Genomic DNA, 13,061 nt, shown 5'->3' with positions numbered 1-13,061 from the left:
CTACGCCCGAGTGATGAGCCGGTTGACCTCGCGGACGAACACGTTGGGGGCGAGGTCGGCAGCGGTCGAGAGCGCCCTGGCCGGGAGGCCGACGGTGGTGTGCACCTTGGGCAGCCGGAGCAGTCCCTTGCGCGGCTGGGCCATCTCCCAGACCTGGTCGGCGACGTCCTCGACGGTGAGCCGGATGCCGAGCGTCTGGTGGGAGGAGGCGACGTTGCCCTCGAGCAGCGCGGTCCGCACCCACAGCGGCCAGACCGCCTGCACCCGGATGCCCTCCTTGCGCCACTCCAGCTCCAGCGCCTCGGTGAGCCCCCGCACGGCGTACTTGGAGGCGCTGTAGGAGGCGATCTCCGGCTGGCCGTAGATCGCGCTCGCGCTGCACACGTTGATGACGCCGGAGCCCGGGGTGGCCCGGAGGTAGGGGTAGGCCGTGTGGCAGCCGTTGATCACGCCGTTGACGTTGATCTCGATGGTCTGGTGGTGCTGGGCCAGGTCGACGTCGGCCAGGCGGCCGGCGCGCAGGATGCCGGCGTTGTTGACCAGCAGGTCGAGGCGACCACCGGCCGCGGTGGCGAACTCCTCCAGGGCCGCCTTCCAGGAGGCCGGGTCGGTGACGTCGAGCGTGCCACCGATGGCGTTGTCGGAGCCGAGGATCGCGGCGACGTCACGCGCCAGGTCGGCGTCGATGTCGTAGACGCCGACGAACCAGCCCTCGGTCGCGAACTTCTCGACGATCGCCTTGCCGATCCCCTGGGCGGAGCCGGAGACGAAGAGTGCTTTCTTACCTGCCATGACGTGCTCCTTACACAGGGATGAGCGCCCAGTAGTCCAGGTCGAGCAGCACCCCGGGGGCGTACTTGCCGTCCTCGCCGCGCAGGGTCATCGACTCGTCGCGTCCCTTGGTGGCGACCAGGCGCAGTCGAAGGGCACCGACACCCGGGGCGTCGGTCTCCACGCGGTCGAGCACCTCCGACCAGGCGTAGACGGTGTCGCCCGCGAAAGCCGGGGAGGTGTGCGCGCCGGCGTTGATCGCGGCGATGAGCTGGGCGTTGGCGAGGCCGTTGAACGACAGCGCCCGGGCCAGCGAGATGATGTGGCCGCCGTAGACGAGGTTGCGGCCGTCGGGCCGCGCCTCGACGTTGAAGTGCACCTTCGCGGTGTTCTGCCACAGCCGGGTGGCCTGCTGGTGCTCGGAGGCGGTCAGGGTCACCCCGTCGACGTGGTCGATCTTCTCGCCGACCTCGTAGTCGCCGAGCCGGTGCGGCTCACCGGCGGCGGTGAAGTCGTAGGAGGTGAAGTCGAGGCCCTTCGGCACGATCAGGTTCTTCGCGTCGACGACAGCGGCCAACTCCGGGATCACGGTCTCGGGGGCCGCGGCCTCCTGGTCGCGCTTGTGGACCATCACCCAACGCGCCCAGTCGATGGCGACCTCGCCACGCTGGTTGGTGGCGGTGGAGCGTACGTAGACGACGCCGGACCTGCCGTTGGAGTTCTGCTTGAGGCCGATCACCTCCGACCTGGTCGAGAGCGTGTCGCCCGGCACCACCGGCTGGTGGAAGCGGCACTCGGCGTAGCCGAGGTTGGCGACCGCGTTCAGCGACACGTCCGGGACGGTCTTGCCGAAGGCGATGTGGAAGCCGATCAGCTCCTCCACCGGGTGCACGCCCAGACCCACCGAGGCCGCGAAGGCCGCGCTCGAGGGCACCGCGAAGCGGGTCGGGTAGAGCGACCCGTACGCAGCCCGGTCTCCCTCGGTCACCGTGCGCGGCGTCGCGTGCTCGATGACCTGGCCGACCTGGAAGTCCTCGAAGAAGTTGCCGGGGTTCGTCTTGCTCATCTGCGGCCTCTCGTCGGTGAGTCTGGCGAAGCGTTGATTACCGGAGGGTAACCTAGCTCAGACCATCCCGTGGAGGCGTTCCGGGATGCGTAGCAACGGCTGGTTGCGGAGGTTGTCGATGTGGCCCGCGCCGACGGCGCGGTGCAGCCCCTTCTGCTTCTCCTCGCGCACGAGCCTGGCCGGTAGCACCGAGGTCGGGTCGAACTCCTCGACATCGGCGGACACCGAGGCGGTCACCCTGGTCAGCAGGTCGGCGAGATCGTCGCCGGAGCGTCCCCACGAGCTGCCCTTGCCGCGGCCCACCGCCTTGGCGAGCTCGTTGCGACGGTCGGCCTGCCGCCGGAGCAGATCCACGTCGGCGAACTTCATGTGGAGCATGAACAGGCCGGGATCAGGCACGAACGGCGCCCTGATCCCGTGGGAGGCGGAGCTCCAGGCGGCCGGCACCCGCTTGACCGACGGCTTGCACATCAACGGCGCGAACTGGGCGTACGCCCGCTGGCCGAGGATCGGCTTGCCGTTGATCAGCGGTCCCTCGACCGCGGTGTGGTGGACCACGTTGAGGGCGAAGGGAGCGATCACCCGCTCGGGCCGCCTGGCGAGGTAGTCCGACAGGTCGGCGTACCTCGCCGGGTCGGGGACGAGGAACTCGTCGACGTCGGTGAAGATGACCACGTCGTAGACGCCGAGGAGACCTTGGGCCACCCCGCTGGCCAGGCTCATCCGGCCGACCTCGAAGTTGCCCTTCCGGAAGCCGGGCAGGTGCTGGACCGTGCACGGCAGGTCGTCGGTGGAACCGTCGGTCGAGCCGTCGTCGAAGACGATCAGGTTCTCGTGACCCGCCGCTCGGCCGTAGTGGTCGACCCAGCGGGCGAGCATCTCGCCCTCGTCGCGGGCGATCGTGAGCACCGCGATCCGCGGCGTCGCGACGATGGTGTCGCCCGCCTCCTCGGCGAGTCTGCGCCGACGGCGCAGGCTCCAGCTGCTTGACAAAGAATTCCCCCGATTGTGTTGAGGTCCTACGTGCGGACCAGCTCCTCTCGCCGGACGGACCACTCGACGAGGTCGGCCAGGGCGGAGACGGCGCGCGCCGGAGCCTTGCGGCCCTCCCCCGGGTCGATGGCCTCACCAGGAATGGTCGGGTCGGCGAGCTTCTTGTCGAGATCCGCACGCAGTGCCGCGTACGAAGCCACGGCGGCGTCTCGGACCTGCGTGTCGGTGACCTTGCGCGGGTCGATGCCGCGTACGTCCACGGGGGCCAGGTCGTCGAGATCCCCGTGGATGGTGGCGTCCAGGCCGCGCAGCTCCGCGTCCTGGTCGCGGGTGAACGCCTGCGTCCATCGCGGGGCCGGAAGCCCGATGCGCGGGTCGTCGACCGTGAGCGCCGGCATCAGGCGCTTGCCGAGGACGTGCTTGCGCAGCCCCATCGCCGCCGGGTAGGCCAGCCCTCGCCGGTCCAGCTCGGCATTGAGTCCCCGCAGCACCTCGACGGTCGCGGCGCCGAGGGAGGTGTTCTTCGGCGGCGGGGTCGTCATCCCCTCGGGATCGAAGCCCATCGCCGCCCCGAAACGCTCCAGCAGCAGGGTCGCCGGGCTGCCCGGAGGCGGCACGGTGACCAGGTGGAGCGGGCCGGCCTGGCCCCAGCGCCGGGCGATGGCGACCATGTCCTGCTCGGACCAGAACCGCTTGCCGGGCTTGGAGTGGCGGCGCTCGGGAGAGCCGGGCCGGCTCTTGTTGACCGCGGTGAGGAACTCCGCCCAGGTCCAGTCCATGCCGTTCTGGATGAGCTCCTGCCACATCGACGGGATCTGCCGGTTGATGTCGCGCAAGGAGAGGACGACCTCAGGCGTCACGCCCTTGAAGCTCGTCGCCACCCGCTCGACCGTCTCCGGGCCGACCGGCGCGAGGAGCTCGACGGAGATCAGCGCCGTGCCGTCCCACTCGTCGACCTCGGCGACCAGCCGGTCCCAGGCACCGGTGACCGGGTCGCCCTGCGGATGCGTCCGGCGGCCCTTGACGTCGAGAACGGCCTCGATCTGGTGGCGCCAGCGCGCTCCGGGGACCAGAAAACCGCGCTCCTCGAGAAGTGCCTTGTTCTTGTACAGGGCACCCTGCAGATACGTCGTCCCAGACTTCATCGCCCCGACATGGAGCACTACCCGGCGCGCCAACTTCTCGTTACCTCTCGACCAGCCCGACCTGACACCCCCGAGGGGGCATCGTAGCGTCAGGAGCCGCCGCCACCCGCCTTTCGGCGGTGCATCTTCGGCGCACCGCCGACGACCTCGGACCCGTGCGCCTTCTCCTTGGCCCCGGCGCTCTCGGCGTGTGCGTGGTCCTGGTTGTTCTTCTTCTCCAGCGCCTCGCGCATCTTGGCCTTGAGATCGTCGTTGGTCATCGCTTCCCCTCCATCGGCATTGCCGAGTCGTTGCTCGGGTAAAGACCAACCTACGACAACGACCCCGACGAATCTTCAGTTTTTCCGGACGAGACCGTGGTTGTGGGCGACGAAGATCTACTTTCGTCGCCCACGACTACGGATTCGGCATCCGTTCGTGCGGACTCGATCGAGGCGTCAGGCGACCTGGTGATGGGCGGGAAGGTCCAGGAAGCCGGCGTCACCACCGGTGTAGTAGGTCGCCGGGTCGGACTCGGCGAGGGGAAGCCGGCGACGAAGGCGCTCGACGAGGTCCGGGTTGGCGAGGTACGCCCGGCCGAAGCTCACCAGGTCGGCGCCCAGTCCCAGCCAGCGGTCCGCGGAGGCCAGATCCGTCGGCCTGTCCCCGAACGCCGCCTCACCGCGGGTCAGCCAGGAGCTCGGGTTGACGATCATGGTCCCGTCCCACCGCTTGCGCAGGTCGAGCAGGGTCGCCTCGTCGGTGGTGGCCTCGATGTGGACGTACGCCAGCCCGAGCCGGTTGAGCTCGGTGAGCAGAGCCGCATACAGCTCGGCATGGTCGGGTTCGGCGACGTCCCAGAGCCCGGCGCCGGGCGAGAGCCGGATGCCGGTGCGGTCGCCGCCGACGGCGTCGACCGTCGCCTCGACCGCCTCGACGGCGAACCGGATCCGGTTGGCCACCGAGCCGCCGTAGCGGTCGGTGCGCAGGTTGGCGTTGGTCGAGAGGAACTGGCTGATCAGGTAGCCGTTGGCCCCGTGCAGCTCGACCCCGTCGAACCCGGCGCCCACCGCACGGCGGGCGGCTTCGGCGTACGACCCGGCCTGCTCCGCGACCTCTGCGGTCTCCAGGGCACGCGGCACCGGCGCGGGCTGGGGCCCGGTCGGGGTGAAGACGTCGGCCGCCGCGGCGACAGCGGACGGGCCCACCGGCTGGAGGCCGGAGATCGACTCGTGCGAGATCCGGCCGCCGTGCATGAGCTGGGCGAAGATCCGGCCGCCGTTGATGTGGACCGCGTCGGTGACCTGCCGCCAGGAGGCGGCCTCGACCTCGGTACGCAGTCCCGCGGTGTTGGGGTTGGAGGTGCCGACGCGGTTGGGGGCGATGCCGTCGGAGATGAGCAGGCCGGCGGTCGCCCGCTGCGCGAAGTACGTCGCCATCGACGGCGTCGCGAGGCCGTCGGCGGTGCCTCGGGCGCGGGTCATCGGCGCCATCACGATCCGGTTCGGCAGCGTCAGCGGGCCCAGGTGGTGGCGGTCGAAGAGGCTGGTCACAGGTGAGCTCCTTGGGAGTGGCAGTGGTTCGCCACGTACGCTAGAACCTGACACTGACGTCAGAGGCAAGTCTTGTGCCGGAGATCACCACAGGAGGAGTTCGATGCGGATCGGCGAGCTCGCGAGGCGGGCAGGCGTGAGCGTCCGCTCGCTGCGCTACTACGAGGAGCAGGGGCTGCTCGAGTCCGAGCGCAGCAGCAGCGGCCAGCGGCACTACCCCGAGGCGGCCGTCGACCGGGTGATCCTCCTCCAGCGGCTCTACGCGGGCGGGCTCTCGAGCCGTACGATCGGCGAGGTCCTCCCCTGCGTCGACCGGCCGAGCGCCGACACCTCGGAGTCGGCCTTCGAGATGATGGTCGGCGAGCGCGACCGGCTCAGCGCGCACATCGAGGACCTGCTCCGGACCCGCGACATGCTCGACGAGCTGATCGCCACGAACCGCCGTCACAAGGCGACCCTCGAGGCCGGAACCGCCGGCTGACCGCGCGCCCCGAGACAGCAGAAGTGGGCGACGAAACCACAGTTTCGTCGCCCACTTCTACAGATTCGCCGGGAGGGTCGGCGGAGGGGTCAGGACTTGTAGTCCTTCAGGAGGCTGCGGCCGATGATCATCTTCTGGATGTCGCTGGTGCCCTCACCGATGAGCATGAACTTGACCTCGCGCATGAGCCGCTCGATCTCGTACTCCTTGGAGTAGCCGTAGCCACCGTGGATGCGGAAGGAGTCCTCGACGACCTCGTTGGCGTACTCGGAGGCGACCATCTTGGCCATGCCGGCCTCGACGTCCATCCGCTTGCCGGTGTCCTTGAGCCGGGCGGCGCGGACCATCATGTTGTGGGAGACCTCGACCTTGGTGCCCATCTCCGCGAGGCGGAACAGGATGGCCTGGTGCTCGGCGATCTTCTTGCCGAAGGTCTGGCGCTGCTGGGAGTAGGCGATGCCGAGCTCGAAGCCACGGATCGCCAGGCCGCAGGCGCGGGCGGCGACGTTGACGCGGCCGACCTCGACGCCGTCCATCATCTGGAAGAAGCCCTTGCCGGGCACGCCACCGAGGATCTGGTCGGCCGAGATCTTGTGACCCTCGAAGATCATCTCGGTCGTGTCGATGCCCTTGTAGCCCATCTTGTCGATCTTGCCGGGCACCGTGACGCCCTGGGCGGTCTCGCCGAAGCCCGGGGTCTTCTCCACCAGGAAGGTGGTCATGTTCTTGTAGACGCTCTCGGCGCCCTCGTCGGTCTTGGTCAGCACCGCGACCAGGGTGGAGGAGCCACCGTTGGTCAGCCACATCTTCTGGCCGGTGATCTCGTAGGACCCGTCGGCCTGCTTGGTCGCTTTGGTGGACACCGCGGACACGTCGGAGCCGAGACCCGGCTCGGACATCGAGAACGCGCCGCGCACCTCACCGGTGGCCATCTTCGGCAGGTACTTCTGCTTCTGCTCCTCGGTGCCGTGCTGCATCAGCATGTAGGCCACGATGAAGTGGGTGTTGATGACACCCGAGACCGACATCCAGCCGCGCGCGATCTCCTCGACGCACAGCGCGTACGTCAGCAGCGACTCACCCAGGCCGCCGTACTCCTCCGGGATCATCAGACCGAAGATGCCCAGCTCCTTGAGCCCCTCCACGATCTCGGTCGGATACTCATCGGCGTGCTCCAGCTCCTGGGCCACCGGGATGACCTTCTCGTCCACGAACTGACGGACGGTCTTCAGGATCTCTTCCTGAATGTCGGTGAGACCCTCGGTCTCGGCAAGGCGACCCATGCTCTACTCCTAATCTGGGTGGTCGGGGCCACAACGTTTCGACCCGTCGAGACCACGCTGACGTCACTGCGGCAGGTTACCAACCGGTAACCATCAGTGACAGGTGACACCCGCCACACCGCGATCCTACGACGCTCAGACCCGCCGTCCGACTGCCGAGAAGAACGGTCTGAAGAGCTTGTCGTACGACGCCTTGCTGACGCTCACGTAGCCCGACCGCTTCCCGGTCCCGGCCAGGGCGGACATCTGGGTGCTCGAGCTGAAGGCGAACGCCGGGGTCGCACCCGTCCTGCTGATCAGCAGCACGGTCGCACGGAGATCGGCGCGGTCGTAGCCGCGCGCACGCGGGACGGCCCAGCTGGCCTTGTCCACGTCCTTGCCGAGGACGCGCTGCAGCGAGCGCATCTCGTCGGTCGTGGTCCGCTCCGCGGTGACGACCTGGACCCGCACCCCGCGGGACTTGGCCCGCTTCAGCGCCCGGACCACCCTGTCGTTGGTCAGGGACCGGGTGGCCAGGTGGACGACCTGCCCCCGCTTGGCGCTGTTGACCGACTTCAGCACCGTACGCAGCACGCTCTGCTCCTCGGCGACGCTCAGTCCCGGGTCGGTGACCACGACACCCGGCCCGAACCCGACCCGGGAGGAGCCCTCGGTCGAGGTGACCGGCAGCGGAGAGAAGTCGACCCGGAGCGCGTTGTGGTCCGACTCGAGACCGAAGGCGCGCTGGTTGCCGGTGGCGAACCGCGCGATCCCGCGGGCCAGCACGTAGTCGATGGTCGAGTCCCGGCCGTGCGTGACCGGCGTCTGCTGGGTGACATCGAAGGTCGGGACCAGGTGCTGCTCGGCGAAGATGTCGCGCGGGTAGCGCGAGCCGTCGTACTGCACGTTCAGATCGCCGCCGACCACCACCGGACCCCGTCGGGCGAGGGCCTTGACGAGCACGTTCAGCGCACGGGCAGAAGGACGGACCAGGTCGCCGTAGTGCTTGGACTTCGGCGCGAAGTGCACGGCGACCACCGACACGTTGCGGCCGGTCGCGCGGTTCTCGAGGGTGACCCAGTTGGCGTACCTGATCCCCCAGTGCAGCCGCTGGTCGGCAGCCTTGCCGCGCTTGTTGCTGATCTGGTGGATGCCCTTCGAGGCCGCGGCCCACTTGTCGTTGTCCCAGGCGACCGCCGTCGCCGACCTGTAGGGGTCGCCGCCCTTGCGCCACACCCGGTAGCGCCCCGGCTCGAGATCCGCGCTCCGGCGGCCGTTCACCTCGTTGTAGGTGATGAAGTCGGGATCGGTGCCGACGACCTCGCGTACGTCCCGCTTGAACCTCGCCGTGCCCATGCTGGCCTTGATGTTGGCCTGCACCATCCGGTAGCGCGGCGGCGAGTAGGCGACGGGCTCGAGGCCTGCCGGGGCCGACGTGGTCGAGTCGCGCACGGCGACGAGCGCGCCGCCGAAGAGGGCGGCGACGAGACCCGCGGAGAGCAGGGCGCGGGCGGCTCGGCCCCCGCGAGACGTTGCCTGAAGTTGTGTACGCATCCGTCCGGGCCCTTCTCCCTGCGGTGGCGACCGATCACACTGGTCACATCGGAAACTTTTGTAACACAGGCCTCAGCCAGATCGACGACCCCGCTCCGGCGCGGGTTCGGATAGATCATCGAATTCACGTTCGGGGCCAGGGCGTGAGCGTCGAGGCGACCGGCTGGGGCGGATGTCATAACGTGGGGCCGTGAGTACCTCGCCCAACCGCGTGTACGCGGCACGCCTGGTCGGTCTGCCGATCTTCGACCCGCTCGGTGAGCAGGTCGGCAAGGTGCGAGATCTCGTGGTCACGGTCAGATCCGACGCCCGGCAGCCGCGTGTCCTGGGCCTGGTCGTCGAGGTCTTCGGACGCCGGCGCATCTTCGTGCCGATGACCCGGGTGACCAGCATCGACGCCGGTCAGATCTACACCACGGGCCTGCTCAACATGCGCCGCTTCCAGCAGCGTTCCACCGAGACGCTGGTCATCGGCCAGATGTTCGACCGTCAGGTCACGATCCGCCCCACGGGCGTGTCCGGGACGGTCTACGACGTCGGCATGGAGCAGGCCCGCAACCGCGACTGGCTGCTCTCCCGGGTCGCCGTGCAGGAGCCGTCCAAGGGACTGCGCCGCCGCGGGCAGACCCACGTGGTCGAGTGGGACCACGTGGAGGGCCTCGCCCGACGCTCCCCCACCCAGGCCGCGACCCACCTGGTCCAGGCGATCCACGAGATGCGCCCGGCCGACGCGGCGACGATGATCCACGAGCTCCCGCCGGAGCGTCAGCGCCAGGTCATCGCCGCCCTCGACGACGAGCGCCTCGCCGAGGTCCTCGAGGAGCTTCCCGAGGACGACCAGGTCGCGATCGTGCGGGCCCTGGACTCCGAGCGTGCCGCCGACGTCCTCGAGGAGATGTCGCCCGACGACGCCGCCGACCTCATCGCCGAACTGCCCGAGGAGACCGCGACCCTGCTGCTCGAGCTGATGCAGCCGGAGGATGCCAAGGACGTCCTCCGGCTGATGTCCTACGAGGAGGACACCGCCGGCTCGATGATGACCCCGGAGCCGGTCATCGTCGGCCCCGACGCGACCATCGCCGACGCCCTCGCTCTCGTACGCAACCCCGACCTCACCCCGGCGCAGGCAGCCCTGGTCTACGTGTGCCGTCCTCCGCTGGAGACGCCGACCGGCAAGTTCCTCGGCATCGCCCACATCCAGCGGCTGCTGCGCGAGCCACCCTCGACGCTGGTCGCGGGCGCTCTCGACGAGTCCCTGGAGCCGCTGCGCCCCGAGGACAGCACCGAGCAGGTCGCGGCCCACCTGGCGACGTACAACCTGGTGGCGGCCCCGGTCGTCGACGAGAACGGTCATCTGGCCGGCGCGGTGACCGTCGACGACCTGCTCGACCACCTGCTCCCGGAGAACTGGCGCGAGAAGCTCGCCCGTCACGAGTCGGCCACCGAGCCTCGTCCGGACACCCGTCCCGACACCCGTCCGAACAAGGTGATCACGCCCGAGATGGTGCGCCGTGGCTGACGCACGCGCCGCTCGCGGCCGCCTCGACACGCCCCGCGAGCTGCGCCGGCCCCTGGTCCGGCGGCCCACCTTCCGCGCCGACGCCTTCGGCTCCTTCGCCGAGGCCTTCGCCCGCTACATGGGAACGGCCCGGTTCATCGCCTGGATGACGATGGTCGTGGTGATCTGGGTCGCCTGGAACATCCTCGCTCCCCGCGAGTGGCGCTTCGACGAGTTCCCCTTCATCTTCCTGACGCTGGCGCTGAGCCTGCAGGCCTCCTACGCCGCGCCCCTGATCCTGCTCGCGCAGAACCGTCAGGAGGACCGCGACCGGGCGATCGCCGAGCAGGACCGCCGCATCGCCTCCCAGTCCAAGGCCGACATGGAGTTCCTCGCCCGGGAGACCGCGTCGCTGCGGATGGCGCTCGGCGAGGTCGCCACCCGCGACTACCTCCGCTCCGAGCTCCGGCTGCTCCTGGAGGAGCTCGACGAGCGCGACCGTCAGCGTGATCAGATCGACCAGCCCTCGGGCGATGCGGGAGAGTCCCCACGCACGACGTAGGCTTGCATACCGTGAGTAGCCCGCTTCTCGACCGTGTCAACGCAGCTCTGGCGACCGTTCAGGACCCGGAGATCAAACGTCCCATCACCGAGCTGGGGATGGTCGACTCCGTATCGATCGACGACGCAGGTCTCGTCAGCGTCAAGGTGCTGCTGACCGTCGCCGGCTGTCCGCTCAAGGACACCATCAACCGCGACACCACCGCGGCGCTCGAGAAGGTCGACGGCGTCACCGGCGTCGACCTCGAGCTGGGCGTGATGACCAACGAGCAGCGCACCGAGATGCGCAACGGGCTCACCGGCGGCCAGGCGCAGCGGGAGATCCCCTTCGCCCAGCCGGGCTCGCTGACCAAGGTCTTCGCGATCGCGTCGGGCAAGGGCGGTGTCGGCAAGTCGTCGGTCACGGTCAACCTGGCCGTCGCGCTCGCCCAGCAGGGCCTCAAGGTCGGCATCGTCGACGCCGACATCTACGGCCACTCGGTGCCCGCGATGCTGGGTGTGGCCGACTCCCGGCCGACCCAGGTCGACGACCTGATCATGCCGGTCCCGACCGCCGCCGGCGTCTCGGTGATCTCCATCGGGATGCTCAAGCCTCGCCGCGACCAGGTCGTCGCCTGGCGCGGACCGATGCTCGACCGGGCCCTGGTCCAGATGCTCTCCGACGTCTACTGGGGCGACCTCGACGCGCTGCTGCTCGACCTGCCCCCGGGCACCGGCGACGTGGCGATCTCCCTCGGCCAGCACCTGCCCAACGCCGAGATCGTCGTGGTCACCACCCCGCAGGAGGCCGCCGCCGAGGTGGCCGAGCGGGCCGGCACGATGGCCGAGATGATGCACCAGCGCGTCGTCGGCGTCGTGGAGAACATGTCCTGGCTCGTCCTGCCCGACGGCTCCAAGATGGAGGTCTTCGGCTCCGGGGGCGGCCAGCGGGTCGCCGACACCCTCTCGCAGCGCTTCGGCTCGAAGGTGCCGCTGCTCGGCCAGGTGCCGCTGGAGCAGACGCTGCGCGAGGCGGGCGACGCGGGCAAGCCGATCGTCGAGTCCGACCCGACGGCGGAGTCCGCCAAGGTCCTGGCCGAGGTGGCGCGTACGATCTCGGGCCGCGGACGCGGGCTCGCGGGCATGCAGCTGGGCCTCACTCCCACCTCCAAGCTCTGACCCTGTAGGTTCGGCGCGTGTTCGGCATCGGCTTCGCGGAGCTCGCCGTCATCGTCGTGATCGCGATCCTGGTCTTCGGGCCGGACAAGATCCCCGACATGGCACGGCAGATCGCCCGCCTCCTCCACCAGGTGCGCAACCTGGCCAACAACGCGCGCGACGACCTGCGCGGAGAGCTCGGGCCCGCCTATCAGGACCTGGAGCTGCGCGACCTCGACCCACGTCGCATCGTCAGCAGGCAGATCCAGGAAGCCCTCGCCGACATCGAGGAGGAAGAGGCCCGCGCCAAGGCGCCCAAGCCCCTTCTGGCCGGCGAGAAGCCGCCCTACGACGACCAGGCGACGTAGGTCTCCCCAGAGCCAGTCACTTCTGTCTCCTTTCGTCACAGCAGACCCATTCTGTTACCCGTCGGTTTAGAGCCGAAGGATTCGGGTAAGAGGAGGTTGACTGCGAAGAAAGGAGTTTGCTCCTATGAGCGCTCTACCGTCTCGGGAACCCGATCCCGGAGAGGAGCCGAGACCGTCTCGGCCTCCGCATGAAGCAGTGCCTCTTGCCGACGTCCAAGGAACGCTGGGCTTCGAGCTCCAGCCACGCCTGGACCCACCCCGCCCACGCGGCGACGAGCCCGCGGACGACATCGAGGACGGCGACCTCCCGCCCCCGATCCCGATCGTCCCGGCCAACGGCCATCTGCGCGGCTGGGTTCCGCAGTTCGCCCAGAAGGCCGCCGAGGTCGTCGGCGGTGACCGTCCCGCGAGCCAGCTGGTCCGCTGGACGACCAAGGAGGTCTACGCCGAGCTGAGGTACCGCGCCAGCCTCACGGCGCGCTCAGGGGCGTACGAGCCCGGCACCGGCCGCAACCAGCCCGTCCGCCCCCGCGTCCACCGCTGCCACGTCTACGAGGTCTCCGACGACATCGTCGAGGCGACCGTCACGATCCGCTTCGGCGCCGGCCTGCGAGCGCTCGCGGTCCGTTTCGAGCGCAACGGCGAGAGCTGGATCTGCACGGTGCTCAACTTCGGCGGCTACGACTAGAACAG

The 13,061-nt window shown here is 69.3% G+C and carries 14 protein-coding genes; 6 read left to right on the top strand and 8 right to left on the bottom strand.

Translation table 11 applies throughout. The features are described 5' to 3' along the window. The 6 genes from HD557_RS04335 to HD557_RS04310 form a co-directional block, all read right to left on the bottom strand. Positions 1-792, bottom strand: coding sequence for an SDR family oxidoreductase (locus HD557_RS04335; protein ID WP_008364164.1), 792 nt, complete (start codon positions 790-792; stop codon positions 1-3). Between the two features lie 10 nt (positions 793-802). Then, positions 803-1,837, bottom strand: coding sequence for a MaoC family dehydratase (locus tag HD557_RS04330; protein WP_196872918.1), 1,035 nt, complete (start codon positions 1,835-1,837; stop codon positions 803-805). A gap of 57 nt (positions 1,838-1,894) precedes the next feature. After that, the gene (locus tag HD557_RS04325; RefSeq protein WP_196872917.1) at positions 1,895-2,830 is read right to left on the bottom strand and encodes a glycosyltransferase family 2 protein; all 936 of its coding nucleotides are present in this window, start codon (positions 2,828-2,830) and stop codon (positions 1,895-1,897) included. Positions 2,831-2,856: 26 nt separating this feature from the next. Further along, complete coding sequence (locus HD557_RS04320; protein ID WP_196872916.1) at positions 2,857-3,975, bottom strand: hypothetical protein; 1,119 nt, start codon at positions 3,973-3,975, stop codon at positions 2,857-2,859. A gap of 89 nt (positions 3,976-4,064) precedes the next feature. Next, positions 4,065-4,235 carry a DUF5302 domain-containing protein gene (locus HD557_RS04315; RefSeq protein ID WP_008364156.1) on the bottom strand — a complete coding sequence of 57 codons (171 nt, stop codon included), beginning with the start codon at positions 4,233-4,235 and terminating at the stop codon, positions 4,065-4,067. 177 nt (positions 4,236-4,412) lie between these two features. Beyond that, positions 4,413-5,507, bottom strand: a complete 1,095-nt coding sequence (locus HD557_RS04310) for an alkene reductase (protein ID WP_196872915.1) — start codon at positions 5,505-5,507, stop codon at positions 4,413-4,415. Positions 5,508-5,610: 103 nt separating this feature from the next. Between HD557_RS04310 and HD557_RS04305 the strand changes: the two genes are divergently transcribed. Next, the gene (locus HD557_RS04305) at positions 5,611-5,988 is read left to right on the top strand and encodes a MerR family transcriptional regulator (protein ID WP_196872914.1); all 378 of its coding nucleotides are present in this window, start codon (positions 5,611-5,613) and stop codon (positions 5,986-5,988) included. Between the two features lie 89 nt (positions 5,989-6,077). Here HD557_RS04305 and HD557_RS04300 read toward each other — a convergent pair whose 3' ends face one another. Both HD557_RS04300 and HD557_RS04295 read right to left on the bottom strand, forming a co-directional pair. Next, on the bottom strand, positions 6,078-7,271 hold the full coding sequence (locus HD557_RS04300) for an acyl-CoA dehydrogenase family protein (protein ID WP_008364151.1): 1,194 nt from the start codon (positions 7,269-7,271) through the stop codon (positions 6,078-6,080). A gap of 135 nt (positions 7,272-7,406) precedes the next feature. Beyond that, positions 7,407-8,804: an endonuclease/exonuclease/phosphatase family protein gene (locus HD557_RS04295; RefSeq protein ID WP_196872913.1), complete on the bottom strand. Its 1,398-nt coding sequence runs from the start codon at positions 8,802-8,804 to the stop codon at positions 7,407-7,409. 190 nt (positions 8,805-8,994) lie between these two features. On the opposite strand from HD557_RS04295, the gene HD557_RS04290 reads away from it, so the two are divergent. The 5 genes from HD557_RS04290 (at position 8,995) to HD557_RS04270 (ending at position 13,056) form a co-directional block, all read left to right on the top strand. After that, positions 8,995-10,323, top strand: coding sequence for a magnesium transporter MgtE N-terminal domain-containing protein (locus HD557_RS04290; protein WP_008364147.1), 1,329 nt, complete (start codon positions 8,995-8,997; stop codon positions 10,321-10,323). Beyond that, a complete protein-coding gene (locus HD557_RS04285) occupies positions 10,316-10,864 on the top strand; it encodes a DUF1003 domain-containing protein (protein ID WP_008364145.1) in 549 nt (182 codons plus the stop codon). Before HD557_RS04290 ends, HD557_RS04285 begins: the two co-directional genes overlap by 8 nt. Before the next feature lie 11 nt (positions 10,865-10,875). Beyond that, a complete protein-coding gene (locus tag HD557_RS04280) occupies positions 10,876-12,021 on the top strand; it encodes an Mrp/NBP35 family ATP-binding protein (RefSeq protein WP_196872912.1) in 1,146 nt (381 codons plus the stop codon). 17 nt (positions 12,022-12,038) lie between these two features. After that, positions 12,039-12,368: a sec-independent translocase gene (locus HD557_RS04275; protein ID WP_008364136.1), complete on the top strand. Its 330-nt coding sequence runs from the start codon at positions 12,039-12,041 to the stop codon at positions 12,366-12,368. Positions 12,369-12,564: 196 nt separating this feature from the next. Then, on the top strand, positions 12,565-13,056 hold the full coding sequence (locus HD557_RS04270; protein WP_050801058.1) for an Rv3235 family protein: 492 nt from the start codon (positions 12,565-12,567) through the stop codon (positions 13,054-13,056). Positions 13,057-13,061: the final 5 nt, after the last annotated feature.

This window comes from Nocardioides luteus (assembly GCF_015752315.1).
Taxonomy (GTDB): domain Bacteria; phylum Actinomycetota; class Actinomycetes; order Propionibacteriales; family Nocardioidaceae; genus Nocardioides.
The sequence above is the reverse complement of the archived record's forward strand: the minus strand, read 5'-3'. Positions and strand labels throughout refer to the sequence as shown.

Coding starts and splice junctions, on each gene's coding strand:
- HD557_RS04335 (WP_008364164.1), bottom strand. CDS start 792: ATGGCAGGTAAGAAAGCACTCTTCGTCTCCGGCTCCGCCCAGGGGATC.
- HD557_RS04330 (WP_196872918.1), bottom strand. CDS start 1,837: ATGAGCAAGACGAACCCCGGCAACTTCTTCGAGGACTTCCAGGTCGGC.
- HD557_RS04320 (WP_196872916.1), bottom strand. CDS start 3,975: ATGAAGTCTGGGACGACGTATCTGCAGGGTGCCCTGTACAAGAACAAG.
- HD557_RS04315 (WP_008364156.1), bottom strand. CDS start 4,235: ATGACCAACGACGATCTCAAGGCCAAGATGCGCGAGGCGCTGGAGAAG.
- HD557_RS04305 (WP_196872914.1), top strand. CDS start 5,611: ATGCGGATCGGCGAGCTCGCGAGGCGGGCAGGCGTGAGCGTCCGCTCG.
- HD557_RS04300 (WP_008364151.1), bottom strand. CDS start 7,271: ATGGGTCGCCTTGCCGAGACCGAGGGTCTCACCGACATTCAGGAAGAG.
- HD557_RS04295 (WP_196872913.1), bottom strand. CDS start 8,804: ATGCGTACACAACTTCAGGCAACGTCTCGCGGGGGCCGAGCCGCCCGC.